Annotated in this window: 24 protein-coding genes; 14 read left to right on the top strand and 10 right to left on the bottom strand. The window is 65.5% G+C overall.

Going from position 1 to position 25,072, the window contains the following annotated elements; translation table 11 throughout:
- Positions 1–159: 159 nt before the first annotated feature.
- Both JWR89_RS23770 and JWR89_RS23765 read right to left on the bottom strand, forming a co-directional pair.
- Positions 160–855, bottom strand: a complete 696-nt coding sequence (locus JWR89_RS23770) for a DUF1345 domain-containing protein (protein WP_299720653.1) — start codon at positions 853–855, stop codon at positions 160–162.
- Position 856: 1 nt separating this feature from the next.
- Complete coding sequence (locus JWR89_RS23765) at positions 857–1,777, bottom strand: polyprenyl synthetase family protein (RefSeq protein WP_299720652.1); 921 nt, start codon at positions 1,775–1,777, stop codon at positions 857–859.
- A gap of 164 nt (positions 1,778–1,941) precedes the next feature.
- Between JWR89_RS23765 and mtgA the strand changes: the two genes are divergently transcribed.
- The 3 genes from mtgA (at position 1,942) to JWR89_RS23750 (ending at position 3,954) form a co-directional block, all read left to right on the top strand.
- Positions 1,942–2,616, top strand: a complete 675-nt coding sequence (mtgA, locus tag JWR89_RS23760; RefSeq protein ID WP_299720651.1) for a monofunctional biosynthetic peptidoglycan transglycosylase — start codon at positions 1,942–1,944, stop codon at positions 2,614–2,616.
- 278 nt (positions 2,617–2,894) lie between these two features.
- The gene (gene rpmF / locus JWR89_RS23755) at positions 2,895–3,080 is read left to right on the top strand and encodes a 50S ribosomal protein L32 (RefSeq protein ID WP_295848050.1); all 186 of its coding nucleotides are present in this window, start codon (positions 2,895–2,897) and stop codon (positions 3,078–3,080) included.
- 205 nt (positions 3,081–3,285) lie between these two features.
- Positions 3,286–3,954 (top strand): hypothetical protein, encoded by a 669-nt coding sequence (locus JWR89_RS23750; RefSeq protein ID WP_299720649.1) that lies wholly within the window; start codon positions 3,286–3,288, stop codon positions 3,952–3,954.
- A 198-nt stretch (positions 3,955–4,152) separates the two neighbouring features.
- On the opposite strand, the gene JWR89_RS23745 is transcribed toward JWR89_RS23750, so the two are convergent.
- Positions 4,153–4,470 (bottom strand): hypothetical protein, encoded by a 318-nt coding sequence (locus JWR89_RS23745; protein WP_299720648.1) that lies wholly within the window; start codon positions 4,468–4,470, stop codon positions 4,153–4,155.
- Positions 4,471–4,684: 214 nt separating this feature from the next.
- On the opposite strand from JWR89_RS23745, the gene JWR89_RS23740 reads away from it, so the two are divergent.
- Positions 4,685–6,388, top strand: a complete 1,704-nt coding sequence (locus tag JWR89_RS23740; protein WP_299720646.1) for a bifunctional diguanylate cyclase/phosphodiesterase — start codon at positions 4,685–4,687, stop codon at positions 6,386–6,388.
- A 216-nt stretch (positions 6,389–6,604) separates the two neighbouring features.
- On the opposite strand, the gene phaR is transcribed toward JWR89_RS23740, so the two are convergent.
- Positions 6,605–7,210, bottom strand: a complete 606-nt coding sequence (gene phaR / locus JWR89_RS23735; protein ID WP_299720645.1) for a polyhydroxyalkanoate synthesis repressor PhaR — start codon at positions 7,208–7,210, stop codon at positions 6,605–6,607.
- A 320-nt stretch (positions 7,211–7,530) separates the two neighbouring features.
- Here phaR and JWR89_RS23730 point away from each other — a divergent pair, with 320 nt between their 5' ends.
- The 3 genes from JWR89_RS23730 to JWR89_RS23720 all read left to right on the top strand — a co-directional run bounded on the left by JWR89_RS23730 (position 7,531) and on the right by JWR89_RS23720 (position 10,624).
- Positions 7,531–8,709, top strand: coding sequence for an acetyl-CoA C-acetyltransferase (locus JWR89_RS23730; RefSeq protein ID WP_299720644.1), 1,179 nt, complete (start codon positions 7,531–7,533; stop codon positions 8,707–8,709).
- A 150-nt stretch (positions 8,710–8,859) separates the two neighbouring features.
- Complete coding sequence (gene phbB / locus JWR89_RS23725) at positions 8,860–9,585, top strand: acetoacetyl-CoA reductase (RefSeq protein ID WP_299720643.1); 726 nt, start codon at positions 8,860–8,862, stop codon at positions 9,583–9,585.
- A 172-nt stretch (positions 9,586–9,757) separates the two neighbouring features.
- Positions 9,758–10,624, top strand: coding sequence for an EamA family transporter (locus tag JWR89_RS23720; RefSeq protein ID WP_299720642.1), 867 nt, complete (start codon positions 9,758–9,760; stop codon positions 10,622–10,624).
- Between the two features lie 247 nt (positions 10,625–10,871).
- On the opposite strand, the gene JWR89_RS23715 is transcribed toward JWR89_RS23720, so the two are convergent.
- Positions 10,872–11,306, bottom strand: a complete 435-nt coding sequence (locus JWR89_RS23715) for a cupin domain-containing protein (protein WP_299720640.1) — start codon at positions 11,304–11,306, stop codon at positions 10,872–10,874.
- Entirely contained in the window at positions 11,306–12,073 is a 768-nt protein-coding gene (gloB, locus tag JWR89_RS23710; protein ID WP_299720638.1) for a hydroxyacylglutathione hydrolase, read from the bottom strand. The genes JWR89_RS23715 and gloB overlap by 1 nt, the downstream gene beginning before the upstream one ends.
- Positions 12,074–12,183: 110 nt before the next feature.
- Here gloB and JWR89_RS23705 point away from each other — a divergent pair, with 110 nt between their 5' ends.
- Positions 12,184–12,960, top strand: a complete 777-nt coding sequence (locus tag JWR89_RS23705) for a methyltransferase domain-containing protein (protein WP_299720637.1) — start codon at positions 12,184–12,186, stop codon at positions 12,958–12,960.
- 35 nt (positions 12,961–12,995) lie between these two features.
- Here JWR89_RS23705 and xerD read toward each other — a convergent pair whose 3' ends face one another.
- The gene (gene xerD, locus JWR89_RS23700; protein ID WP_299720635.1) at positions 12,996–13,955 is read right to left on the bottom strand and encodes a site-specific tyrosine recombinase XerD; all 960 of its coding nucleotides are present in this window, start codon (positions 13,953–13,955) and stop codon (positions 12,996–12,998) included.
- Between the two features lie 16 nt (positions 13,956–13,971).
- Positions 13,972–14,118: a histidine kinase gene (locus tag JWR89_RS23695; RefSeq protein ID WP_299720634.1), complete on the bottom strand. Its 147-nt coding sequence runs from the start codon at positions 14,116–14,118 to the stop codon at positions 13,972–13,974.
- A 196-nt stretch (positions 14,119–14,314) separates the two neighbouring features.
- Between JWR89_RS23695 and JWR89_RS23690 the strand changes: the two genes are divergently transcribed.
- The 3 genes from JWR89_RS23690 (at position 14,315) to JWR89_RS23680 (ending at position 17,669) form a co-directional block, all read left to right on the top strand.
- The gene (locus JWR89_RS23690; RefSeq protein WP_299720633.1) at positions 14,315–14,956 is read left to right on the top strand and encodes a shikimate kinase; all 642 of its coding nucleotides are present in this window, start codon (positions 14,315–14,317) and stop codon (positions 14,954–14,956) included.
- Positions 14,953–16,095, top strand: coding sequence for a 3-dehydroquinate synthase (aroB, locus tag JWR89_RS23685; protein ID WP_299720632.1), 1,143 nt, complete (start codon positions 14,953–14,955; stop codon positions 16,093–16,095). Before JWR89_RS23690 ends, aroB begins: the two co-directional genes overlap by 4 nt.
- A gap of 224 nt (positions 16,096–16,319) precedes the next feature.
- A complete protein-coding gene (locus tag JWR89_RS23680) occupies positions 16,320–17,669 on the top strand; it encodes a hemolysin family protein (RefSeq protein WP_299720631.1) in 1,350 nt (449 codons plus the stop codon).
- A 177-nt stretch (positions 17,670–17,846) separates the two neighbouring features.
- On the opposite strand, the gene JWR89_RS23675 is transcribed toward JWR89_RS23680, so the two are convergent.
- Positions 17,847–18,119 (bottom strand): BolA family protein, encoded by a 273-nt coding sequence (locus JWR89_RS23675; protein ID WP_299720629.1) that lies wholly within the window; start codon positions 18,117–18,119, stop codon positions 17,847–17,849.
- Positions 18,120–18,238: 119 nt separating this feature from the next.
- Between JWR89_RS23675 and JWR89_RS23670 the strand changes: the two genes are divergently transcribed.
- Together JWR89_RS23670 and JWR89_RS23665 are read left to right on the top strand one after the other, a co-directional pair.
- A complete protein-coding gene (locus tag JWR89_RS23670) occupies positions 18,239–18,895 on the top strand; it encodes a DnaJ domain-containing protein (RefSeq protein ID WP_299720627.1) in 657 nt (218 codons plus the stop codon).
- A gap of 425 nt (positions 18,896–19,320) precedes the next feature.
- Positions 19,321–20,769, top strand: a complete 1,449-nt coding sequence (locus tag JWR89_RS23665; RefSeq protein ID WP_299720626.1) for a murein L,D-transpeptidase family protein — start codon at positions 19,321–19,323, stop codon at positions 20,767–20,769.
- A 282-nt stretch (positions 20,770–21,051) separates the two neighbouring features.
- On the opposite strand, the gene secA is transcribed toward JWR89_RS23665, so the two are convergent.
- Positions 21,052–23,898 (bottom strand): preprotein translocase subunit SecA, encoded by a 2,847-nt coding sequence (gene secA, locus JWR89_RS23660; RefSeq protein ID WP_299720625.1) that lies wholly within the window; start codon positions 23,896–23,898, stop codon positions 21,052–21,054.
- Between the two features lie 389 nt (positions 23,899–24,287).
- On the opposite strand from secA, the gene JWR89_RS23655 reads away from it, so the two are divergent.
- Positions 24,288–25,072 (top strand): peptidylprolyl isomerase (locus JWR89_RS23655; RefSeq protein WP_299720624.1); only part of this gene is annotated, 785 nt, incomplete at its 3' end.

Raw genomic sequence — 25,072 nt, 5'->3', positions numbered from 1 at the left:
GTCCTTTGCAGGTGTAGTTTGCCTGTCGGGACAGCGAGGTCAATGCGTCCGTCATTGCGAGGAGCCCTTGCGACGAAGCAATCCAGCTCTTGCCGAGTTCGCCGCCTTCTGGATTGCCGCGTCGCTTCGCTCCTCGCAATGACGGGGAGGGGCTGGTGGTTAGATCGCGCTCGCCGCGATGTTTACCATCAGCGCCACCAGCGCGGTGTTGAAGATGAACGATACGATGCCGTGCGCGGTGGCGATGCGGCGGATCGACTTGTCGGTGATGCCGACGTCGGAGGTCTGCGCGGTCATGCCGATGACAAAGGAGAAATACACGAAGTCCCAATAATCCGGCGGCTCGGGCTTGTCGTCGTCGCCGTTCGGAAACGCCAGCCCGGCGGGCTTCTCGTGGCCATAGAACTCATGGGCGTAATGCAGCGCGAACGTCGTGTGCACGGCGGCCCAGGACAGGGTGATGGTGCCGATCGCCAAGGCCAGCTCCGGAGGGCTGTGCTTGCCGGCGCCGAGCTCGAAGACGATGGCGGCGATGCTGGCGAAGGCGCCGAGTGCTGCCACCAGCAGGATGATGACGCTGCCGTCATCCTGCAGAATGGCGTTGCGGCGGATATGCGCCAGCCCGCAGCGCGCCATCATCGTTACCACCAGCAGCAGATAGAATGCGACGAACACGTCCCAGCCGATCAGCAGCCGCGTCACCAGCCGCAGCGAATCCGGCGCGACGAAGAAGGCCACGATGCCGATCGCCATCGCCAGGAAGGTACGCGGCCGCGCATAGACGATGCGGATCGGCCGCGGCAGCTTTTCGAACCGGGCAACGAGTTCGTCGAGTTCCTCAGCAGGCTTCGCCACGTCAGTTCTTGCGTTCGGCAACGAAGCGCGCGGCGGCGCGCAGCACGTCGCCCTTGGCGCCGAAGATCGATAATGCGGCGTCGGCCGTGCCGATCAGGTCGCTGACGCGCTGCTTGGCGCCGGCGAGGCCCAACTGGGTGACGAAGGTGGTCTTGCCGAGCGCGGCATCGGCGCCGGCCGGCTTGCCGAGCGAGGCTGCGTCGCCCTCGACGTCGAGCAGGTCGTCGGCGATCTGGAACGCTTCGCCGAGCGCGCGGCCGTAATCGTCGAGCGCCTTGTACTGGTCCGGCGTGGCTTGGCCGAGCAGCGCGCCGGCGATGCAGCCGAACCGCAGCAGCGCGCCGGTCTTCATCTGCTGCAGGCGGGCGACATCCACGGGTTCGCGATCGCCGAACCGGCCTTCGCCGGCGAGATCGAGCATCTGGCCGCCGACCATGCCGCCGATGCCCGACGCGCGCGCCAAAGCGCGGGTCAGCAGCAGGCGCACGGTGGGATCTTTGTGGATCTCGTCCCGCGTGATGATGTCGAAGGCCAGCGTCAGCAGCGCGTCGCCGGCGAGGATCGCGGTGGCGTCGTCGGTGGCCTTGTGCAGGGTGGGGCGGCCGCGGCGCAGGTCACTGTCGTCCATCGCCGGCAGGTCGTCATGGATCAGCGAATAGCAGTGGATGCATTCCAGCGCCGCGCCAACCAAAAGCGAAGCCTCGCGCGGCACGCCGAACACCGCCGCACTCTCCACCACCAGGAACGGCCGCAGTCGCTTGCCGCCGCCGAGGCTGGAATAGCGCATGGCGTCCATCAGCCGCTTCGGGCGCGCAATCTCGTCGGGCTCAAGGCCATCGCCGAGCAGGCGGCCGAGCACGGCTTCGGTATCTTCCGCGGTCTGGTCGAGGCGGGCGGCGAAATCGGTGGCGCGGGTCGTCATTAAGAATAGCTCCAGATCAATTCGGCCGGACAATCCTCTATGGCAGGCGCGGCGTCAATTCCGCGACGCCGGCCTGCGGCATATCCCGCGGGCGTGCTTAACCGCCTTGAAAAGCCCGCGGAATCCCCGCTCTATCGGGGCCCGAGCCAATCCGGAATCCTGCCTTGCGCCTGTTTCGCCGACTGATCCTGATCGTGGTGCTGTTGCTGCTGGTGCCCTACGGGCTGACGCCGCTGTACAGCGCCGGCCATCCCATCTCGTCGCTGATGGCGTGGCGCTGGGTCACCGGGCGGCCGGTAGAGCGGACCTGGCTCGACCTCGCCGCCATGGCGCCGGCGCTGCCGTCCAGCGTGGTGGCCTCCGAGGACGCTAAATTCTGCTCGCACCGCGGCATCGACTGGGATTCGCTGCATAACGCCATCGAGGACGCCCAGGACGGCGAGGTGTCCGGCGGCGGTTCCACCATTACCCAGCAGGTGGCGAAGAACCTGTTCCTGTGGCCGGGCCGCAGCGTCATCCGCAAGGGCCTGGAAATCCCGCTGGCGATGTGGATCGACCTGGTGCTCAGCAAGGCGCGGATCCTGGAAATCTACCTGAATATCGCCGAAATGGGCCCGTCCGGACAGTTCGGCGCCGAATCCGCCGCGCAATTCGCCTTCGGCCGCTCGGCCGCCAACCTGTCGCCGCGCGACGCCGCGCTGCTGGCGGCGGTGCTCCCCAACCCGGTCACCCGCAGCGCCCGGACGCCGGGCCCCGGCGTGCGGCGGCTGGCCTCGACCTACATGGCGCGGGCGCAGGCGGCGGAATTGCAGAAGTGCTGGGGCGTGGGACGCAGCTAAACTGTTATTCCGGGGTGGGCGCGGCGTCAGCCGTGCGCGAACCCGGAATCCCGAGATGTTCAAAACATCTCCAGATTCCGGGTTCGCCCGCAGCCTGCGCTGCGTGCGCCCCGGAATGACAGCGAGGCGTGATTTTCCCGTCCCGCCACCCTAGCCATCCCGTCCCCGTTCCGTTATAAGCGCGGCCTTATCGACGATTTTGCCCGCGCCCCCGGCGCCGGGCCGTCCGTTCGCGGATGCCGATCGAACCACTCTGACATCACTGCAAGGACCATCCCATGGCCGTTCCCAGAAGAAAAACATCGCCGTCGCGGCGTGGCATGCGTCGTTCGGCTGACGCGCTCAAGACCCCGACCTATGCGGAAGACAAGGATTCCGGCGAACTGCGCCGCCCGCATCACCTCGACATGAAGACCGGCATGTACAAGGGCCGCCAGGTTCTGAAGATCAAGAAAGAATCCTGACCGCTGCCCGGAGGGCCGCGCCGCTTTGCGGTGTGGCCGCCGGTTGCCAAGGTTCAGGACAAGCGGGTCGAAGCGTCGGGCGGGTCCAGTAAAGCTGTACTTCCGCCCGATTTCGCTCCAACTCTGGAGCTAATCGCTCAATTCCGGTACGCATTGCGTCGCTGGAATGCGCTTCCGATTCTCTCGCTTGCAAAGAAGGCCCCCGATGGCGTTTCCGCTGCTGCTGATTCCGCTGGCAATCTGCAACATCATCGTTTTCCTGATGCCCGACCTGGCGCTGTCCGCGCCGGTGCCGCTGTTCTCGATCCCGCTGATGTCGAAGGACGTCTGGACGGTGACGCTGAACGACGTGCTGGTCGCGCTCGGCATTCTCCTATTGCTGCTCGAAGTGGCGCGCGCTGCGCGCCCCGCCGCCAAATATTTCGTCGATCACTTGCTGTCGCTGTTGGTGTTCGGCGCCGCCGCCGCCGAATTCGTGATGCTGCCGAAGTTCGGCAACTCGACCTTCTTCCTGATCACGCTGATCGCGATGGTGGATTTCTTCGCCGGCGTGTCGCTGCGCGCCCGCCGCCCGCGCCGCGTGGCGGCCCCTGTCCATGCGCCGGAACCGGTTCGCGCCGAACCCGCGCCGCGCTACGAGCCAGCGCCGGTGACGCCGGCCCCCGCGCGGGTCGTGCCGCCCGCGGCCTCGGTGGCCGAAGCGGTGCTGCTCGATCATCCCGAGCCGAAGTTCGATGCGAAGCCCGTCGTTCCGCCTGAAGCCGTGGTGCCGCCCGAAGTCGTCGCCCACACCTCGCCGCAGATCACCTCGCCCGATTTGCAGCCCGGCACCGGCGCGCATCCCTCGAACGACACGCCGCCCACCGCGCGCTGACGAATCCGACTTCGATTATAAAAAGTAGAACGCCGTCTTTCCCTCCCCCTTGTGGGGAGGGTGGCCGCGCGCAGCGCGGTCGGGTGGGGGTAACCACAAACTCCGGAGCCCGCGGCCTCCCACCCCGGCCTCCACTTCACCGATGCTACGCATCGGTTCGTTCGGCCGACCCTCCCCGAAACGGGGGAGGGAGGCCATTCAGGCCGTCATTCGAATGATGAGACTCGGCGCGCCCGCATTCTGGTTGGCTACCGCGCGATAGGCGGCTTGCACGTCGGACACTTCCGCGCGGCGGAGCAGGCGGGTCTGCGGGCTCTGCTCGGCGGTCGCGATCAGGTGGGCGATGAAGCCCGGGTCCGGCCGCGACAGGCCGGACGACAATGGTGCGGTACGCGTCGATGGCGCCACTGGCACCAGGGCGACACTGGCCTTGGGCTCGACCGCATCGGCCACGGCATCGCCGGCGCGCCGCATCGGGTGCGTGTGAGCGATCGGGCTGGCCGGAGCGATTCGCATTTCGATTGTCTCAATTCGGGACAAGGCTTGCGCCTTCGCAGCCCACCTCGCAAGCGGCATGCCGAGGCCGGGCGCCGCCGCGCGAAACGCCCTGCAAACACTGCCAAATTGCGATTTCTCGAAATCTTTAAGAACTTCGACTACCTTCGCGAATGCCCGACGCCGTATTGTCACGACACGAATCACCGTGTGGCGTCCCAAAACGAGGCTACTTTTGACATCCGCCGAGCCCCCGACCGGACCCGCCGAGCCGCCGCAGGCGGCGAGCATTCTCACAGCATTGGGCCAGGCGGCGTTCGTCTGGGATATCGCCAGCGACGCTATTCATTGGACCGACGCCGCCGCGCAGGTCTTTGCCGACATTCCGCCCGCGACATTGGCCAGCGGCGCCGGTCTGGCCGGCCTGATCGAGCCGCAGCGTTCGGTGCGCACCGAGGCGCTGGCCCATGCGCTGGCGGCGGGCGGCGCGTCGTACCGGATCGAATACGGGGTCCGCGCCTCGACCACCGCCGCGGTGCTGTGGATCGAGGAGAGCGGCTGTTGCCTGGCCGGCGCCGACGGCAAGCCGTTGCGCGTGCAGGGCATCGTCCGTCTCAACAACGAACGCCATGCCCGCGAAGAGCAACTGCTGAAACTGTCGCAGCACGATCCGGTCACCGGCGAACTCAACCGCACGCATCTGCTGGCGTCGCTCGCCGAGGCGATCGACGATGCCGCGCGCTTCCGGACCTCGTTTGTTTTGATGCTGATCGGCATCGACCACCTGTCGCGGATCAACGACGCGTTCGGCTTCGACGTCGCCGACGAGGTGATCGCCGAGATCGCCCGGCGAATTCGGGCGCGTCTGCGGGGTGGCGACGTGCTTGGCCGGTTTTCCGGTAACAAGTTCGGCCTGATCCTGAAGAACTGCAGCGTCGATGATGCCAACGTGGCCGCCGAACGTTTCCTGCAGGGCGTGCGCGACGACGTGATCCCGACCAAATCCGGCCCGGTGTCGGCGACGGTGTCGATCGGCGCGGTCAACGTTCCCCGCTATGCCCGCAATGTCGAAGAAGCCGTAACCCGCGCCCAGGAAACCCTCGACACCGCGAGCCGCCGCCCCGGCAGCTATGCCATGTGGCGCCCCAATGTGGAGCGCGACGCGCAACGCCGCGTCAACATCCGCGTCACCGACGAGATCGTCACCGCGCTCAACGAGCGCCGCATCGTGATGGCGTTCGAGCCGGTGGTGCATGCCGCCGGTCGCGATCCCGCCTTCTATGAATGTCTGGTCCGCATGAAGCAGGACGACGGCGAGTTGCTGCTGGCGCCGGACATCGTGCCGGTGGCCGAGAAGCTCGGCCTGATCCGGCTGGTCGATCACCGCGTGCTCGAACTGGTGGTGGCGGAGCTGGCGGCGGCGCCCGATGTGCAGCTCTCGCTCAACATCTCGCCGGATACCACGATGGATCCGGACTGGTGGGCCTCGATCGAATCGATGATGCGCGCCAATCCCGGCGTTGCCGAGCGGCTGATCGTGGAGATCACCGAGACGGTTGCGATCCAGGATCTCGACGACGTCCGCGGCTTCGTCACCCGGCTGAAGAATTTCGGTAGCCGCATCGCCATCGACGATTTCGGTGCCGGCTACACGAGCTTCCGCAACCTGCGCAAGCTCGGCGTGGATATTCTGAAAATCGACGGCGCCTTCGTGCAGAATATCGCGCGCTCCGCCGACGACCGCGCCTTCGTGCAAACCATGATCGATCTCAGTCGCAGGCTGGGTATCAAAACGGTGGCGGAGTGGGTGCAGGACGACGAGTCGGCAGCGCTGCTGCGCGACTGGGGCTGCGACTACATCCAGGGCAAGGTGATCGGGCTTGCCTCGGCAGAGCGGCCCTGGCTCGACGTGCCGCAGTGCCGTCCGGCGACTGGGTAGGGCTTTCTTTTCCCTCCCCCACGCGAAGCGAAGCTTCGCAGGGTGGGGAGGGTGGCCGCGCGCAGCGCGGTCGGGTGGGGGGTGCCACGCACTCCGAGCCCGCGGCACCCCCACCCCGGCCTCCACTTCCGACGATGCGGTGCATCGTCGTCGTTCGGCCGACCCTCCCCGCAAGGGGGAGGGAGACCACGAACGACTTCGCTTCTGCTACTTGAACTACTCGCTCTTCAGTTCAGGCTTCGGCTCGTGCGACATGCGCTCGAGGCGTTCCTGCATGTCCTTCATCTGGCGACGCAGGTCGTCGATATTGTCCGCGTCGGGCGCGGGCTCCGGCACGCGATCCGGCTCGGCGGCGGCGCCGTTGCGCGGCGGCACGAACGGCTTGAACATCGAGAACGTCTGCTGAAACAATTCCATATTGCGGCGAACCGTCTCTTCCAGCGGCGCGAACGGCGTCAGGCTGAAAGTGTTGGTCATCTGCTTGCGGAATTTTTCCTGCTCGCGCGTCAGTGAGTCGATCGACTGCTCGAGATATTTCGGTACTACCATCTGCATGCTGTCGCCGTAGAACCGGATCAGCTGGCGCAGGAAGGTGGTCGGCAGCAAGTTCTGGCCGGCCTTGTTTTCCTGTTCGAAGATGATCTGCGCAAGCACCGAGCGGGTGATGTCGTCGCCGGTCTTGGCGCCGTAAACGAGGAAGTCCTCGCCGTCTTTCACCATCGAGGCGAGATCCTCGAGCGTCACATAAGTGCTTGTTCCGGTATTATAAAGCCGGCGGTTTGCGTACTTCTTGATAGTTGTAGGCTGATCTGTTTTCGCCATGGGAGCTCACACATACGTACCGAGGAGAGGGACCCGCCGGCACTGCGCCAAACGGACAGATTGGGGCTTTACGCGCAACGCAATGCAATAAAGTAAGCACTTTCAAAGGGGCTCCGCTACCGTTTTGTGCGGCACGGTTAAAATCACAGCATCTTTGTGCTATGCAAAGCGACATGAGCGCCATTTTTGAGTGCGCTGCAGCGCCGAAATCGGCTTTGGCCGATTGACAGTGCGGCACCCAGTTAACAGGATGAAACCAACACGGGCGCACGCCACGCCGGCGGCTTCCGTTGAAAAAACCTCAACAACAGGAGATGTCCATGTCCGACGATGTCGTCATCGTCAGCGCCGCCCGCACCCCGGTCGGTAGCTTCAACGGCGCATTCGCCACCCTTCCGGCGCACGATCTCGGCGCCATCGCCATCAAGGCGGCGCTGGAACGCGGCGGCATCGAGCCCGGCCGGGTTTCCGAAGTCATCATGGGGCAGATCCTCACCGCAGCGCAGGGCCAGAACCCCGCGCGTCAGGCGTCGATTGCCGCCGGCCTGCCGGTGGAAACCTCCGCCTGGGGCGTCAACATGCTGTGCGGCTCCGGCCTGCGCACCGTGGCACTTGGATACCAGGCGCTGCTCAACGGCGATTCCGACATCGTCGTTGCCGGCGGCCAGGAATCCATGAGCATGGCGCCGCATGCGCAGTATCTGCGCGGCGGCGTGAAGATGGGTCCGGTGGAATTCATCGACACCATGATCAAGGACGGGCTGTGGGACGCCTTCAACGGCTATCACATGGGCAACACCGCCGAGAACGTGGCGCAGAAGTACCAGATCACGCGCCAGCAGCAGGACGAGTTTGCAGTGCACTCGCAGCAGAAGGCTGAAGCCGCGCAGAAGGGCGGCAAGTTCACGAAAGAGATCGTTGCGGTCACCATCAAGGGCCGCAAGGGCGACACCGTGGTGGACAGCGATGAGTATCCGCGCCACGGCGCCACTATTGAGGCGATGGCCAAGCTGAAGCCGGCTTTCCTGAAGGACGGCACCGTCACCGCCGGCTCGGCCTCGGGCATCAATGACGGCGCCGCCGCCGTTGTGCTGATGACCGCCAAGCAGGCCGCCAAGGAAGGCAAGACCGTGCTCGGCCGCATCGTGTCGTGGGGCCAGGCCGGCGTCGATCCCTCGATCATGGGCACCGGCCCGATCCCGGCGTCGCGCGCCGCGCTGAAGAAGGCCGGCTGGAAGATCGAGGATCTCGACCTGATCGAAGCCAACGAAGCCTTCGCGGCGCAGGCCTGCGCCGTCAACAAGGACCTCGGCTGGGATCCGGCCAAGGTCAACGTCAATGGCGGCGCCATTGCGATCGGTCACCCCGTGGGCGCCTCCGGCGCGCGCGTGCTGGTGACGCTGCTGCACGAGATGGAGAAGCGCGATTCCAAGAAGGGCCTCGCGACTTTGTGCATCGGCGGCGGCATGGGAATCGCGATGTGCATCGCACGCGACTAATCGGGCGGCGATTGCGCAAAACATCGTCTCGCGATTGCACTGCACACTGCTAAACAAATGCCCGGCGCGCACGCGCCGGGCATTTTTGCTTGATGTTCGTCGCACGTCCGGATTAATTCGAAGCTATAAGAAGAAGAGGGAGGATTATTCATGGGACGTGTTGCGCTAGTGACGGGCGGAACGAGGGGCATCGGCGCCGCGATCAGCAAGGCCTTGCAGACCGCCGGCTACAAAGTAGCGGCGTGTTATGCGGGCAATGATGCGGCGGCTGAAAAATTCAAAGGCGAGACCGGCATCCCCGTCTACAAATGGGACGTCAGTTCGTTCGAGGCCTGCGCCGAAGGGGTCAAGAAGGTCGAGGCCGATCTCGGCCCGATCGACGTGCTGATCAACAATGCCGGAATCACCAAGGACGGCGCGTTCCACAAGATGACGCCCGATGCCTGGACTTCAGTGGTGAACACCAATCTCGGCTCGCTGTTCAACATGACCCGGCCGGTGATCGACGGTATGCGCGCGCGCAAATTCGGCCGCGTCATCAACATCTCCTCGATCAACGGCCAAAAGGGCCAGTTCGGCCAGGTCAATTACTCCGCCGCCAAGGCCGGCGACATCGGCTTCACCAAGGCTCTGGCGCTGGAGAACGCCAAGCTCGGCATCACCGTCAACGTGATCTGCCCGGGCTACATCAACACCGAGATGGTGCAGGCGGTGCCGAAGGACGTTCTGGAGAAGGCTATCCTGCCGCTGATCCCGGTCGGCCGCCTCGGCGAACCCGAGGAAATCGCCCGCAGCGTGATCTTCCTCGCCGCCGACGAAGCCGGCTTCATCACCGGCTCGACGCTGACCGTGAACGGCGGGCAATATCACGCGTGAGGGGCGGCGCTTGCTTGCTTCCCTCTCCCCTTGTGGGAGAGGGTGGACGCGCGTGAGCGCGGCCGGGTGAGGGGTAGCCGTAGGCTCCGTCGCGAAACACCCCCTCATCCGACGCGGACTTCGTCCGCGCCACCTTCTCCCACAAGGGGAGAAGGAAGAAAGACAACGCTGCATGACTCCCCGCACCGCGACGCTGATCGGTCTCACCGCTATCGTGATGTGGTCGCTGTTATCCGTGATGACGGTGGCGACCGCGATGCCGCCGTTTCAACTGATGGCGATGACGTTCGCCATCGGCGCGGCGGCCAGCCTGATCGTCCGGCCGTCCGCGTGGCGCGCGCTCCGGCAGCCGTGGGCGGCGTGGCTCGTCGGCGTCGGCGGATTGTTCTTCTATCACGCGCTGTATTTCGCCGCCTTGCAGCTGGCGCCGCCGGCCGAAGCCGGGCTGCTGAACTATCTGTGGCCACTGTTGATCGTGCTGTTGTCGTCGCTGCTGCCCGGCGAGCGGTTGCGAGTGCATCACATCGTCGGCGCCATGCTCGGCTTTGCCGGCACGGTGCTGCTGCTGGCCGGCAAGTTCGGTGGAACGGCGACGCCATCGCAGCTCGTGGGCTTCGCCGCCGCGCTGGCCGCGGCCTTCGTCTGGACCGGCTACTCGGTAATGAGCCGCCGGCTCAAGGCGGTGCCGACCGAGGCGGTGACCGGTTTTTGCGCGGTCACGGCGCTGCTCGCGGCGCTCGTGCATGGGGCGATCGAGACCACGGCATGGCCGCAGGGCGTGCTGCCGTGGCTGGCGATTATCGCGCTCGGCATCGGCCCGGTCGGCGTGGCGTTCACCACCTGGGACATCGGCATGAAACGCGGCGACATCCGCGTACTGGGGGCGGCGTCCTATGCCGTGCCGCTGCTGTCGACTGGGTTTCTGATTCTGGCGGGCTACGCGCAGCCGAGCGCCAACATCGCCCTCGCCGCCGTGCTGATCGCCGGCGGCGGATTGATCGCGGCGAAGGATATGGTGGGGAGGAGGGCGCGTAGCTGAAACGAAACGCCGGCGCTCTTTTCCCTCCCCCCAAAGCGAAGCTTCGCGTGGTGGGGAGGGTGGCCGGCCAAAGGCCGGTCGGGTGGGGGGCGCCACAAGCGCGACGTCCCGTGTGGCGCCCCCACCCGTCACGTTTGTTCGCTTCGCTCTCAAACGCACCACCCATGGCGGACGACTTCGTCCGCCAGACCCCACTGCGCGCAGCTTCGCTGCGCTTGGGGGAGGGATAAGAAAGTGCGTTTCAGCGCTACTCCGGCATCCACCCCTTCGGCGCCATTTCGAATGTCGCAAAATCGAAGCCTGGCGCCACGGTGCAGCCGACCAGGGTCCAGTCGCCGGTGCTCTCTGCCGCCTGCCAGGCATCGACAGGCACGATCGCCTGCGGTTGTTCGCCCGCACCAAGGTCCGGCCCCAGCCGGATCGTGCGTAGGCCGCCGTCGTCGGCGATCTGCAGCGTCAGCGCGCTTCCCGCATAATAGTGCCAGACCTCGACCGCATCGATGCGGTGCCAGTGCGAGCGCTCGCCGCGCGCCAGCAGGAAATAGATCGCCGTGGATCGCGATCGCCCCTCGGCATCGACCCGGGCATCGCGAAAGGTTTCGCGAAAATGCCCGCCCTCGGGATGCGGCTGGAGATCGAGCTGCGCGATGATCTCCGCCGCGCTCGGTAATGGCCCGGCCATCAGCTCTTGTTCTTGCGCTCGCGCAATTCGGCGAACACGTCGTCGGCGCTGGCGCCCTTCAGCCGCACGCCGGCGGCCACCGAGGGCTCGTCGGCGCGCAGAAACACGTTGTACTTTTTCTCGTCGCCGAGCAGCGTCGGAATCGTCGGCTTGTTGGCCGCGCGCAGCCGCGTGACTTCCGCGGCCCAGGCCTGCAGGTCGGGGTTGTTGGGCTCGATGCCGAGCGCGAACTTGACGTTGGCGGCGGTGTATTCGTGGCCGCAATACAGCCGGAAATCGTCCGGCAGCGCGCGCAGCTTCAGCAGCGACTGCCACATCATCGGATAGCTGCCCTCGAACACCCGGCCGCAGCCCACCGAGAACAGCGTGTCGGCAGCGAACAGCGCCTTCTCGTTGTCGAATACATAACTGATGTGATCGAGCGTATGGCCCGGGGTTTCCAGCACCCGCGCCAGCAGGTCGCCGATCCGTACCACGTCGCCGTTGACGACGCGCAGATCGACCAGCGGGATCGGCGAGGTCTGGTCGTGCGGCGCCACCACGCGGCAATTGTATTTGTGCTTCAGCTCGGCAATGCCGCCGACATGGTCGGCGTGGTGATGGGTCACCAGGATGTCGGTCAGCACCCAGCCTTCACGTTCCAGCACCTTGATGATGGGGCCGGCTTCCGGGGCATCGATCGAGGCGGTGGTCCGGCTCTGCGGATCGTGGATCAGATAGCCGAAATTGTCGGACAGGCAGGGGAACACGCGAATTTCGGCGGCCATGTTATCTCCGGGATCCTGAAGCAGTCGCCCTGACATATGGCGTTAACGCTCCCCCGGCAATGCGAGATTCAGGGCATCCCGGAAACCGCCGCCGTGGTAGAAAACGACTCATGACCCTCGACGTGATCGACCTCCGGGATTTCTATTCGCGCCGCCTCGGTATTGTGGCGCGGCGGCTGATCAACCGCGGCATTCACGCCCACTGGCCCGACGCCGAGGGCCAGCGTGTGCTCGGGCTGGGTTATCCCACGCCCTATCTCGGCCTGTTCCGCGAGAACAGCGAGCGCTGCATCGCCTTCATGCCGGCGGCACAGGGCGTGCTGAAATGGCCGACCGCGAAGCCGGCGCTGGCTACTTTGGTGGACGAATTCTCGCTGCCGCTGCCGGATGCCGCGGTGGACCGCATCATTCTGGTCCACGCGCTGGAAATGTCCGACGATCCCGAAGGGCTGTTGCGCGAGATGTGGCGGGTGCTGGCGCCGTCCGGGCGGCTGATGGCGGTGATCCCGAACCGGCGTGGCGTCTGGACCCGCACCGACAACACGCCGTTCGGCCACGGCCGGCCGTATTCGCGCTCGCAGATCACGCAATTGCTGCGGCAGACCTGGTTCACGCCGACTGCGTGGAGCGAAGCGCTGTTCATGCCGCCGTTCGGCGTCGGCTGGTTCCTGCGCTCGGCGATGGCCTGGGAGCGCGTCGGTGCTGCGATGGCGCTGCCGTTCGCCGGCGTGCATATCGTCGAGGCCACCAAGCAGGTCTACCGCGCCATCCCCGCGCACCGCGAACGCACCCGCCTGATTCCAGCGCTGCAACCGGTGCTGGTGCCGTCGAGCCTGCAGCGCGACGACGAGGCGGAATTGCCGGAGCCGAAACCGCAGGCGCGGTGACGCGCGCGGCTCCCTCCACGAGTCGTCCCCGCGTTCTATTTCTCCGCCAGCGGGTGCAGGTCGCGGACCAGGCTCTTCAGGCGCTCTTCCACCACATGGGTGTAGATCTGCGTCGTCGAAATATCGGTATGCCCGAGCAGCGTCTGCACAATGCGCAGGTCGGCGCCGTTGTGCAGCAGGTGGCTGGCAAAGGCGTGGCGCAGCACGTGCGGGCTGACCAGCGAAGGCTGGATGCCCGACGCCGCCGCGAGCTCCTTCAGGTCGCGGGCAAAATGCTGCCGCGTCAGGTGGCCGCTCTCGCCGAACGACGGAAACAGCCATTTCGACGCCGCGGTCTTCCTTGGCTGTTCCGCCTGCAGTTCGGCCATCGCGGCCAGATAATCCGCCATCGCCTGCTTGGCGGTTTCGTTGAGCGGTACCAGCCGCTCCTTGTTGCCCTTGCCGCGCACCACGATCATGCGGGCGTCGCGCCGCGCCGCGGTCAGCGGCAGCGACACCAGCTCGGAGACCCGCAGGCCGGTGGCGTAGAGCACCTCCAGCAGGCAATACAGCCGGGCGTCGCGCAGCCGCTGCTGGACCGGCGTGGCCACGTTCTCGGCCAGCGACTTGGCCTGCACCAGCATGCGGTCGACATCCGCGATCGACAGCACTTTTGGCAGGCTGCGGCCGCGCTTCGGGCCGGACAGGATCGCGGCGGGGTCGTCGGTGCGCAGCCCCTCGCTGAGCAGGAACCGGAACAGATGCCGCAGCGCCGACAGCCGCCGCGCCACGGTGGTCGACTTGAAGCCGCGACCGTCGAGGTCCTCCAGGTAATCGCGCAGCAACTGGGTGTCGGCGGATGCGAAGCTGGAACTGACGCGGCCGGCAAACTCGCTGAAGTCCGCGAGGTCGCGGCGATAGGCATCCAGCGTATTCTCGCCGGCGCCCTGTTCGGCCGCGAGCATGTCCAGAAACAGGTTGGCGAATTTGGCGTCGGAGGTCTTGCTGATGCTCATGCGGGCAATCTAGCCGCTATTTCTTGAGAAATTTGTCCGGCTGGATGGTCACGGTCATTTCCCGCGGCTTCGGGTTGACGAAATTGGCCAGCGCGAAGATCGCGCCATAGACCACCCCCGCAATTACCGCGACGACCGTCAGAAAGCGGAACAGGCTGGGCATGACGCGGTCTCTGATCGGATGGTCGGGCGGAAAAAGGAGCGCGGCGCGCGGAACCGCCCCGCCGGGACGGCCACCCGCCTCCGATACAGTTTGCACGAGTCGCTGGCAACGTCCGCGGTGGGGGTAGTATACGTGACCGAAATACGGCAATCCTTCGTATACACAAGGCCGCCCGATTGATTTTGCAGGTGTTTTGATGTCCGAGACCGTCTTGCCGGCCCACGCCAGCCTATCCCAGGAGGCCGCGATCGTCGCTGCCCTGGGCAAGCGCTCGGTCGTGCTGGTGGGCATGATGGGCGCCGGCAAGTCGACCATCGGCCGCCGCATGGCGACGCGGCTGCGGCTGCCGTTCATCGATGCCGACAACGAGATCGAGGCCGCCGCCGGCATGTCGATCCCGGACATCTTCGAGGTCCATGGCGAGCCGCATTTCCGCGACGGCGAGGCCCGGGTGATCGCACGCCTGCTGGAAAGCGGGCCAATCCTGCTGGCCACCGGCGGCGGCGCCTATATGCGCGAAGACACCCGCCAGCGCGTTCGCGACAAGGCGATTTCGATGTGGCTGAAGGCCGACGCCGACGTCATCCTGCGACGGGTCAAGCGCCGCGAGAACCGGCCGCTGCTGAAGGCCGCAGATCCCGCCGCGATCATCGCGCAGCTGATCGAGGCCCGCCATCCGGTCTACGAGCAGACCGACATCACCATCGATTCCCGCGACGTGCCGCATGAGAAGATCGTCGAAGAGGCCATCGTCGCCTTGCACGAACACCTGTTCCGGCCGCGCGCGTCCTCTGCCATCTCCGAACCGACAGGCGATCCCTTGAGCCCGATTCTATGACCGCGCCGCTGAACCATTCCGCCCCGATCACCGTCGAGGTCGCGCTCGGCGAGCGCACCTATGACATCGTCATCGGCCGCGACGTGCTGCCGTCGCTGGGCGCGCGCATCGCGGCGCTGCGCCCGGGCGTGCGCACCGCGATCGTGACCGATCGCACCGTCGCCAAACACTGGCTGGCCGCGACGGAAGCCTCATTGGCGGAAGCCGGCATTCCGACCTCGCATTTCGTGGTCGAGGAGGGCGAAGGATCGAAGAGCTATGCCGGGCTTGAGAAAGTATCCGAGGCGCTGATCGCAGCGAAGATCGAGCGCAACGATCTCGTCATCGCGCTGGGCGGCGGCGTGGTCGGTGATCTCGCCGGCTTTGCGGCGGCGATCCTGCGCCGCGGGGTCGATTTCGTGCAGGTGCCGACCTCGCTGCTGGCGCAGGTGGATTCCTCCGTCGGCGGCAAGACCGGGATCAATTCGCCAAAAGGCAAAAACCTGCTCGGCGCGTTTCATCAGCCGGTGCTGGTGGTCGCCGATACCGCCGTGCTCGACACGCTGTCGCCGCGCCAGTTCCGCTCCGGCTATGCCGAAGTCGCGAAATACGGCGTGCTCGGCGATGCCGCGTTCTTCGCCTGGCTGGAGGCCAACCATGCCGAGATCGTGCGCGGCGGGGCGGCGCGCGAACACGCCATCGCCACCTCGTGCCGCGCCAAGGCGGCGATCGTCGCGCGCGACGAGCGCGAGAACGGCGAGCGCGCGCTGCTCAATCTCGGCCACACCTTCGGCCACGCGCTGGAAGCCGCGACCGGCTTCTCCGACCGGCTGTTCCATGGCGAGGGCGTCGCGGTCGGCATCACGCTGGCGGCGCAGCTCTCGGCGCAGCTCGGCATGCTCGCCGACAGCGATGCCCAGCGCGTGCAGCACCATCTTGCTGAAGTGGGCCTGCCGACCAGACTGCAGGACATCGCGGGCTTCGCTCAGGAAGGCCTGGCCGATGCCGACGCGCTGATGGCGCTGATGGCACAGGACAAGAAGGTCAAGCGCGGCAAGCTCACCTTCATCCTGCTCGAGGCCGTGGGGCAGGCGGTGATTGCGGGCGATGTCGAACCGGCAATGGTGCGGAACTTTCTGCAGGACAAACTGTCGGGATAGCTAAATGGAATCTTGTCCCGGACGCAGTGCAATGCGCCGCCGCTTGGCGGCGTAGTGCGCTGCAGAGCCGGGACCGTCGCGGGCGACGGCGTTTGGTACGGTCCCGGCTCTGCGGAGCGGCATAAAGGATGCCGCTCCGCGTCCGGGACAAGAATGAGGCTGCATCGCGGCCTGAGCAGCATCGATAATGCACGACATGGCGTCGTCGCAAGCACTGGACTCATATGACTTCCAACGTCGCCAATCTCTTGATCGCCGTCCTGCTGCTGGCGGCCAATGCGTTTTATGTCGCGGCCGAATTCGCGCTGGTGTCGAGCCGCGGCTTCCGTGTCAAGGCGATGGCCGAGCAGAACCGTTTTGGCGCGCGGCTGCTGCAGCAGATGATGAACAACGTCGAGGCCTATCTGGCGTGCTGCCAGCTCGGCATCACCATGGCCTCGCTCGGGCTCGGCTGGGTCGGCGAGCCCACGGTATCGGCGCTGCTGAAGCCGCTGCTGGATCCGCTCGGCATGTCGGAGCAGGCGCTGCATTTCACCTCGTTCCTGACCGGCTTTCTGGTATTCTCCTCGCTGCACATCGTGATCGGCGAGCAGGTGCCGAAGACGCTGGCGATCCGCCAGCCGGAGCCGGTATCGCAGTGGATCGCCTATCCGCTGTACTTTTCCTATCTGCTGTTCTGGCCGCTGAACTGGCTGCTCAACAACGCGGCGCGCGGCACGCTGCGGCTGCTCGGTGTGCAGGAAACCTCGCAGCACGAGATACTCACCAGCCGCGAGATCGAGGGGCTGGTCGGCGAATCCGCCGAGCACGGCAAGATGGAGAGCGGCGAGGCGGAGTATATCCAGAACGTGTTCCGGTTCGGCGATCTCGCTGTCTCGGACGTGATGGTCCATCGCACCGCGATGGTGATGCTCAATGCCGACCTGCCGTCGGAAGAGCTGGTGCGCGAGGTGCTGGCCACCGAATACACCCGCATTCCCCTCTGGCGCGACAAGCCGGAAAACATCATCGGCGTGCTGCACGCCAAGGACCTGCTACGCGCGATCCGCGCCGCCGACGGCGACACCTCGAAGATCGACGTCGCCTCGATCGCGCTGCCGCCGTGGTTCGTGCCGGAAATGCGGCCGTTGTCGGATCAGTTGAAGGCGTTCCGTCGTCGCAAGACGCATTTCGCGCTGGTGGTGGACGAATACGGCGAAGTCGAAGGCATGGTGACGCTGGAGGATCTGCTGGAGGAGATCGTCGGCGACATCTCCGACGAGCACGACGTGGTGGTAGCCGGCGTCCGCGCCCAGCCCGACGGCTCGGTGGTGGTCGATGGCTCGGTGCCGATCCGCGACCTCAACCGCGCCATGGACTGGCACTTGCCCGACGAGGAGGCCACCACGGTGGCGGGCCTCGTGATCCACGAGGCGCGCTCGATCCCCGAGCGCGGCCAGAGCTTCACCTTCCACGGCTTCCGCTTCCGCGTCCTGCGCCGCGAACGCAACCGCATCACCGCGCTGCGCATCGGCCCGGTGCCAGTGGAGCCGGAGCCGGTCGGGAAGCGGCCAAGGGCCGGGACGGCGTTTTAGGGGAGACTGCTCAGCTCGTGAGATAGGTTCCCCGGACGCGGTGCACTGCGCCGCCTTTTGGGCGGCGTGGTGCGCCGCAGAGCCGGGGTCCCGGTTCGGGCAAGACAACCGGGATCCCGGATCTGCGGAGCGGCACTTCGCGCCGCACCGCGTCCGGGAAACGCAAGAGGCTTCAGATCAGCCGGCTTCCGCGGGGGTCATCGGCTTCAGCGCCAGCGCGTGCACGGGGCCGGCGAGTTCCGCGGCCAGCAGCGTGTTGATCATGCGATGACGCTCGATCCGGCTCTTCCCTTCGAAGGCGTCAGACACGATATTCACTCTAAAGTGCGTCTCGCCGCCGGGGCGGTGCCCCATGTGGCCCTCATGCAGATGCGATTCATCGGAGACGTCGAGGCCTACCGGCGCGAAGGCCTCGCGCAACTTTTCTGTAATGATGTCTTTGACGGTCATGCGGAACGGCTTAACGTTTTCGGCCCATCATCGTCAATTGCCGCCAGGCGGCGCAGCGGAGATCCATAATGCGAATGTCAAGACTTGAAGCTTTTCGCATTGCGTTGTCATAGTCAGCCATGGCCATCGATTCATCCAAATTCTTCGACTCCATCCGCATCAAGCCCAACAAGCTGAGCGCCAAGCAGCAGGCCGCCGCGCGCGAAGAAGCGGCGATGTGCGAGTGGCCGGAGTGCAAGAACAAGGGTCCGCACCGCGCCCCCAAGGGCCGCGCCAATGACAAGGAATACTGGCATTTCTGCCTGAACCACGTCCGCGAATACAACCAGTCGTATAATTTCTTCTCCGGCATGACGCTGGACGCGGTGGCGAAGTACCAGAAGGACGCGCTGACCGGCCATCGCCCGACCTGGAAGATGGGCGCCAACGGCAGCAAGGGAAAAGGCACCAGCCCGGAGGCCGACCTCGAAGGCGCCGCCGATCCGTTCGCGATGTTCTCGGAACTCAACGGCCGCAACCGCTGGCGGCCCGGTCCGGGCGCCAAGGCGGAAGCGCCGAAGGCCGAAACGCGCAAGATATTCAATGCCGAACGCAAGGCGCTGCAGGTGATGGGCCTCGGCCCCGACGCCACGCTGGAAAGCGTGAAGTCGACCTACAAGGCACTGGTCAAGCAGCACCACCCCGACGCCAATGGCGGCGACCGCTCCACCGAGGACCGGCTGATCGAGATCATCAAGGCGTATAATTATCTCAAGACCGTGGTGCGCGGCTCGTGAGGCTGTCGTCCCGGCCAAGCGAGCAGAGCGAGCGCTGAGCCGGGATCCATACACATTGTCGCCGTGTTGCGCGCTGAAGGCAGCGGCCTTCTTCGCCACAAACGTCGGAGGCTATGGGTCCCGGCCTTCGCCGGGACGACAGCGGAGGGGACGGTGGCCTTCACTTCTGCCGCCTCCCCCTCTCCGCAGCAATTCATTAAACATGTCGGTACCCTCCCCGCCTTTATTTCGCCCCATCGCGGTTTCGGCCGTAATTCGGCCCCGGCACGAAGTTTTAACTGAACCGGACCAAGGGTATCCGGAACCCGGCGCGCGGCCTGTTCGGCTTGCGGGCAGGGGACCTTGGGGATAATCTGCGTGCACGGCTTTGGGCGTGGACGGTTGTTTTGGGGTGTGGATTTGCCCATCGGCTGCGGAGCTTCGTTTTGATCAATCGCACGCTTGTTCGCGCGCTCGTCACCTCGGCTGTGCTGGCCGTGGGCCTTGCGCTGGCCGGATGCAACACCGACGAGATCTCGCTCGCCAACAACGCCAAGGCCAACCAGCCGGTCCCCGCCAAGCTCGTCGCCGAGATGGCGGAAAAGGACATGGACCTGCAGTCGCCGATGCTGGTGCGGCTGTTCAAGCAGGAAGCCGAGCTCGAGGTCTGGAAGCAGACCCGCTCCGGCAAGTTCGCGCTGCTCAAGACCTATCCGATCTGCCGCTGGTCCGGCGATCTCGGCCCCAAGGTCAAGGAAGGCGACCGCCAGGCGCCGGAAGGCTTCTACGCGATCACGCCGGCGCAGATGAATCCGAAGTCGGCCTACTACCTGTCGTTCAACACCGGTTTCCCCAACGCCTTCGACAAGTCGCTGGGACGCACCGGCTCCGAACTGATGGTGCATGGCGATTGCTCGTCGCGCGGTTGCTACGCGATGACCGACGAGCAGATCGCCGAGATCTATTCGCTGGGCCGTGAATCCTTCTTCGGCGGCCAGCGCTCGTTCCAGTTCGCGGCGTTTCCGTTCCGGATGACGCCGGTCAACATGGCCAAGCACCGCAGCAACCCGAACATGCCGTTCTGGAAGATGATCAAGCAGGGCTACGATCATTTCGAAGTGACGCGGCAGGAGCCCAAGGTCGAGTTCTGCGAGCAGAAATACGTGTTCGATCCGGCCGCGCCGGCCGGCTCGACCAAGCCGCTGGCGTTCAGCGCCGCGGCGAAGTGCCCGGCCTATACGATCCCGCAGGAGATTGCCGACGCGGTCGCGGAGAAGCAGCGCCAGGACGACGCCAAGACCAATGAGCTGATCGCCAAGGGCACCCCGGTGGCGATGCGCCGCCCCGACATCGACGGCGGCATGAACAAGGTGTTCGCCTCCAAGATCCCGGAAGGCTCCACCGGCCTGTCGGAGCCAGACGTGCCGGGCATGCAGAGCGCTGCCCTGGCGCGCGCGCCGGGCACCATTCCGCCCCACGTCAACCCGCCGAAGCCGAACATCGCGCCGAGCTCGGCCTCGCTGTTCGCGGCCGCCTCCGAAGAGCCGGTGGTGGCGGTGACGCCGAACACCCGCGTCGCCTCGGCGTCGTCGGAGGGTGGCTTCTTCAGCAACCTGGCCAAGAAGGTCGGCATCGGCGGTTCGTCCGAGACCACGGCCACCACCCCGGCGCCGATGCCGGTGGCCAAGCCGAAGGCGGTCACCGCCAGCAAGCCAGCGGCAGCACCCGCGGCGAAGCCGGCGCCGACCCCGGCCGACGCCAAGCTCGCCACTGCCCGTCCGCCGCTGAAGCCGACCATGTCGGACGCGCCGGCCTCGTCCGGCGGCTCGCTGTCCGGCGCCGCGGCCGTGGTGCCCGCGAACTCGTTCGACGCCAGGTTTACCGCGGTTCGGTAGAGGCCGTCGTAGCCCGGATGAAGCGCAGCGAAATCCGGGAACAGCGCCGGAGCGAAGCTCATTGGATATTGCAGACGCCAAGATAGATGGATTGCGCGCGGTTTATGCTTGACCGCCGGCCCCGGATTGCGCTGCGCTTCATCCGGGCTACACCCGGACGCGCCAAAGCGTAGGGTGGGCAAAGCAAAGCGTGCCCACCACCTTCAACAATTCATTCAAATATAGATCAGTGAAAGCGCGGCGGTGGGCACGGCGCAAGTGCGCCGTTGCCCACCCTACGGATTACGCGTACCGGCCGTGGCAGTGCTTGTACTTCTTGCCGGAGCCGCACGGGCAGTCTTCGTTGCGGCCGACCTTGCCCCAGGTGTCGGGCTTGTCAGGATCGCGCGCGATCGCAACGTCGCCCGACGGCGCCAGTGCGAGCGCCGAGTTGGCATAGGCCATCTCGTCCTCGCCGGTGTTCGGATCGAGCTTGTGCGCTTCCATGACAGGCAGTTCGGGCGCGACGTCCGGCGGCACGATCTCGACGCGCATCAGTTGCGCCGTCACGGCCTCGCGCAGATTGGCGATCATTGCCTCAAACAGGTTGAACGCTTCCGCCTTGTATTCCTGCAAGGGATCGCGCTGGCCGTAGCCGCGCAGGCCGATCACCTGGCGCAGGTGATCCAGCATCACCAGATGCTCGCGCCACAGATGATCCAGCGTCTGCAGCAGGATCGTCTTCTCGACGTAGCGCATCACGTCGGGGCCCCACTGCGCCACCTTGGCGGCCATGTGCTCGTCGGCCTTCTGCTCGATGCGGTTCAGCAGTTCTTCGTCGGCGATGCCTTCTTCCTTGGCCCAGGCCTCGACCGGCAGGTCGAGTTCGAGCACGCGGGTCAGCTCTTCCTTGAGGCCGGCCACGTCCCACTGCTCGGCATACTGGTTTTCCGGGATGTGCTTGGTGACGAGGTCCTCGACGAAGGCGCGGCGCATGTCAGCCACGGTCTCGGCGACGCTGTCGTTCTGCATCAGATCGACGCGCTGCTCGAAGATCACCTTGCGCTGGTCGTTCTGCACGTCGTCGTACTTCAGCAAATTCTTGCGGATGTCGAAGTTGCGCGCCTCGACCTTCTGCTGCGCCTTTTCCAGCGCCTTGTTGATCCACGGATGGATAATGGCTTCGCCTTCCTTGAGGCCAAGCCGCGTCAGCATCGTATCGAGCCGGTCGGAGCCGAAGATCCGCATCAGGTCGTCTTCCAGCGACAGGAAGAATTTTGAGCGGCCTGGATCGCCCTGCCGGCCGGAGCGACCGCGCAGCTGGTTGTCGATGCGGCGCGATTCATGGCGCTCGGAGCCGATGATGTAGAGCCCGCCGGGCCGCGTCACGGTCTTCGCCGGCTTGGAGCCCTTGGCGGGCTCGATCTCTGCGATCTCCTGGGCGTTCAGCACCATCTCGCGGAAGGTCGCGATCTCGGCCTTGATCGCCTCGATTTTGGCGGCCTTCTCGGCCTCGTCGGTGATATCGGCGGTCTCGACCGCGGTGCGCATTTCCACGGAGCCGCCGAGTTTGATGTCGGTGCCGCGGCCGGCCATGTTGGTGGCGATGGTGATGGCGCCGGGCACGCCGGCTTCGGCGACGATGTAGGCTTCCTGCTCGTGGAAGCGCGCGTTCAGTACCGCGAACAGCTTGCCGGGCTTGCCGGCGCGGGCGGCGGCGTACAATTTGTCCATCGCCTTCGGCTTGTCGAATTCGATCTGCTTGTAGCCGTGCTTCAGCAGGTACTCGCCGAGCATTTCCGACTTCTCGATCGAGGCGGTGCCGACCAGCACCGGCTGCATGCGCGAATTGGCGCGCTCGACCTCGGCCATGATGGCGGCGTGCTTCTCGTCCTGGGTGCGGTAGACTTCGTCGTCCTCGTCCATGCGGCCGATGCCGACATTGGTCGGCACTTCCACCACTTCGAGCTTGTAGATGTCGAACAACTCGTCGGCTTCGGTCAGCGCCGTGCCGGTCATGCCGGCCAGCTTCTTGTACATCCGGAAGTAATTCTGGAAGGTGATCGAGGCCAGCGTCTGGTTTTCCGGCTGGACGGTGACGTGCTCTTTCGCTTCCAGCGCCTGGTGCAGGCCTTCCGAATAGCGCCGGCCCTGCATCATGCGGCCGGTGAACTCGTCGATGATGATCACCTCGTCGTCGCGGACAATGTAGTCCTTGTCGCGGTTGAACAGCGAGTGCGCGCGCAGCGCCTGATTGATGTGATGCACGACGGAGACGTTCTCGACGTCGTACAGGTTTTCGCCCTTGAGCTGGCCGGCGTCGCGCAGCAGGGTCTCGATCTTCTCCATGCCGGCTTCCGACAACGTCACCGTACGCTGCTTCTCGTCGACCTCGTAGTCGGTCTTCTTCTCGAGCTTGGGCAGGAAGGTGTCGATGGTGTTGTAGAATTCCGAGCGGTCGTCGAGCGGGCCGGAGATGATCAGCGGGGTGCGGGCTTCGTCGATCAGGATCGAGTCGACTTCATCGACGATGGCGTAGAAGTGGCCCCGCTGGACCATGTCCTCCAGCCGGTACTTCATGTTGTCGCGGAGGTAATCGAAGCCGTATTCGTTGTTGGTGCCGTAGGTGATATCGCAGGCATAGGCCTGCTGGCGCTCGCCGTCGTCGAGGCCGTGCACGATGACGCCGGTGGTGAGGCCCAGGAAGCCGTAGATCTGGCCCATCCAGCCGCTATCGCGCTTGGCGAGGTAATCATTGACCGTGACGACATGGACGCCCTTGCCGGCCAGGGCGTTGAGGTACACCGCCAGCGTCGCGACCAGGGTCTTGCCTTCGCCGGTCTTCATCTCGGCGATGTCGCCCTCGTGCAGCACCATGCCGCCGATCAGCTGGACGTCGAAGTGACGCTGGCCGAGCGTGCGCTTGGCGGCCTCGCGGACGGTGGCGAAGGCGGGAACCAGCAGGTCGTCGAGGCTCTTGCCGGCAGCGATCTCCGCCTTGAACTCGGCGGTGCGGGCCTTCAACGCCTCGTCGGACAGCGCGGCGATCTCGGGTTCCAGCGCGTTGATGGCGGCGACGCGCGCGCTGTAGGCCTTGATGCGGCGGTCGTTGGCGGAGCCGAAGAACTTGCGGGCGAGCGCGCCGATCATAACGAAATCCTGTCTCTGCAGTTCGGCGCTGGCGCCGGGAGGGTGTCAGCGGGGCCAATAAGCCCCCCGGACGCATCAGGCAGGGGTCCCAAATCGGACCGGGCCATGATGAGTGGGAACGACGGTATCAAGGGTTCAGCACAAGCTAGCTTCAAGCCATCCTGGGCGAAAGCGTTCCAATGGTCACGGCGCAGCCGAAATCGCGCCATCGCCACCGGCCCGGTTTCGGAGAGATATGGCTGGGGCAGAGGGTTGTCAACGGCGGCGCTTGGCCGCGAACCTGTCAAGGATTTCATCATTTTGACAGAGTTTTCGCGTTGCCAAGTGGGGTCATTTAAGTGAGTGTCCCGCCGATCCCGACAGGCCACCTTCCGAGACAAGGATTTTCCATGACCTTCCCGATGCCCGCCAAGAAACCGGGCCAGCGCCCGGGGCTCCTTCTGGCCGTGACCGGCGCCTTCGCCGTGGCGCTGCTGTCCAGTTTCCCGGTCTACGCGCAGGACGCCAATCCGGTGCTGGCCAAGGTCAACGGCGCCGAGATCCGGCAGAGCGACGTCGCGATTGCCGAGGAAGAACTCGGCCCCAGCCTGGCGCAGATGGATCCCGCGACCAAGAAGGACAACGTGCTGTCGTTCCTGATCGACATGAAGATCGTCGCCAAGGCCGCCGAGGACAAGAAGGTCGCCGACCGCGAGGAATTCAAGACCAAGCTGGCGTTCGCCCGCAACCGCCTGCTGATGGACAGCCTGCTGGCCAGCGAAGGCAAGGCCGCGACCACCGACGAGGCCATGAAGAAGGTCTATGACGACGCCGCCAAGCAGATCACCGGCGAAGCCGAAGTGCACGCCCGCCACATCCTGGTGGAGACCGAGGCCGAGGCCAAGACGGTCGAGGACGAGCTGAAGAAGGGCGCCGACTTCGCCGAATTGGCGAAGAAGAAGTCGAAGGATCCGGGCGCGGCCGATGGCGGCGATCTCGGCTTCTTCACCAAGGACCAGATGGTGCCGGAATTCTCCGCCGTGGCGTTCACGCTGGAGCCCGGCAAGATCTCGGATCCCGTGAAGTCGCAGTTCGGCTGGCACATCATCAAGGTCGAGGACACCCGAATCAAGACCTTCCCCGCCTTCGACGAGGTCAAGGAGCAGGCTTCTCGCTTCGTGCAGCAGAAGGCGCA

It is taken from the genome of Tardiphaga sp. (assembly GCF_028290785.1).
GTDB lineage: Bacteria > Pseudomonadota > Alphaproteobacteria > Rhizobiales > Xanthobacteraceae > Tardiphaga.
Note: the sequence above shows the minus strand (reverse complement) of the source record. Positions and strands in the feature narration are given on the sequence as shown.

What these genes read in the sequence shown, in the direction of transcription:
- phbB (WP_299720643.1), top strand. Translation starts at nt 8,860, where the DNA reads ATGGGACGTGTTGCGCTAGTGACGGGCGGAACGAGGGGCATCGGCGCC.
- JWR89_RS23675 (WP_299720629.1), bottom strand. Translation starts at nt 18,119, where the DNA reads ATGACCGTCAAAGACATCATTACAGAAAAGTTGCGCGAGGCCTTCGCG.
- JWR89_RS23680 (WP_299720631.1), top strand. Translation starts at nt 16,320, where the DNA reads ATGACTTCCAACGTCGCCAATCTCTTGATCGCCGTCCTGCTGCTGGCG.
- secA (WP_299720625.1), bottom strand. Translation starts at nt 23,898, where the DNA reads ATGATCGGCGCGCTCGCCCGCAAGTTCTTCGGCTCCGCCAACGACCGC.
- JWR89_RS23715 (WP_299720640.1), bottom strand. Translation starts at nt 11,306, where the DNA reads ATGGCCGGGCCATTACCGAGCGCGGCGGAGATCATCGCGCAGCTCGAT.
- gloB (WP_299720638.1), bottom strand. Translation starts at nt 12,073, where the DNA reads ATGGCCGCCGAAATTCGCGTGTTCCCCTGCCTGTCCGACAATTTCGGC.
- JWR89_RS23745 (WP_299720648.1), bottom strand. Translation starts at nt 4,470, where the DNA reads ATGCGAATCGCTCCGGCCAGCCCGATCGCTCACACGCACCCGATGCGG.
- JWR89_RS23690 (WP_299720633.1), top strand. Translation starts at nt 14,315, where the DNA reads ATGTCCGAGACCGTCTTGCCGGCCCACGCCAGCCTATCCCAGGAGGCC.
- phaR (WP_299720645.1), bottom strand. Translation starts at nt 7,210, where the DNA reads ATGGCGAAAACAGATCAGCCTACAACTATCAAGAAGTACGCAAACCGC.
- xerD (WP_299720635.1), bottom strand. Translation starts at nt 13,955, where the DNA reads ATGAGCATCAGCAAGACCTCCGACGCCAAATTCGCCAACCTGTTTCTG.
- JWR89_RS23705 (WP_299720637.1), top strand. Translation starts at nt 12,184, where the DNA reads ATGACCCTCGACGTGATCGACCTCCGGGATTTCTATTCGCGCCGCCTC.
- aroB (WP_299720632.1), top strand. Translation starts at nt 14,953, where the DNA reads ATGACCGCGCCGCTGAACCATTCCGCCCCGATCACCGTCGAGGTCGCG.
- JWR89_RS23695 (WP_299720634.1), bottom strand. Translation starts at nt 14,118, where the DNA reads ATGCCCAGCCTGTTCCGCTTTCTGACGGTCGTCGCGGTAATTGCGGGG.
- rpmF (WP_295848050.1), top strand. Translation starts at nt 2,895, where the DNA reads ATGGCCGTTCCCAGAAGAAAAACATCGCCGTCGCGGCGTGGCATGCGT.
- JWR89_RS23730 (WP_299720644.1), top strand. Translation starts at nt 7,531, where the DNA reads ATGTCCGACGATGTCGTCATCGTCAGCGCCGCCCGCACCCCGGTCGGT.
- JWR89_RS23765 (WP_299720652.1), bottom strand. Translation starts at nt 1,777, where the DNA reads ATGACGACCCGCGCCACCGATTTCGCCGCCCGCCTCGACCAGACCGCG.
- JWR89_RS23750 (WP_299720649.1), top strand. Translation starts at nt 3,286, where the DNA reads ATGGCGTTTCCGCTGCTGCTGATTCCGCTGGCAATCTGCAACATCATC.
- JWR89_RS23670 (WP_299720627.1), top strand. Translation starts at nt 18,239, where the DNA reads ATGGCCATCGATTCATCCAAATTCTTCGACTCCATCCGCATCAAGCCC.
- JWR89_RS23720 (WP_299720642.1), top strand. Translation starts at nt 9,758, where the DNA reads ATGACTCCCCGCACCGCGACGCTGATCGGTCTCACCGCTATCGTGATG.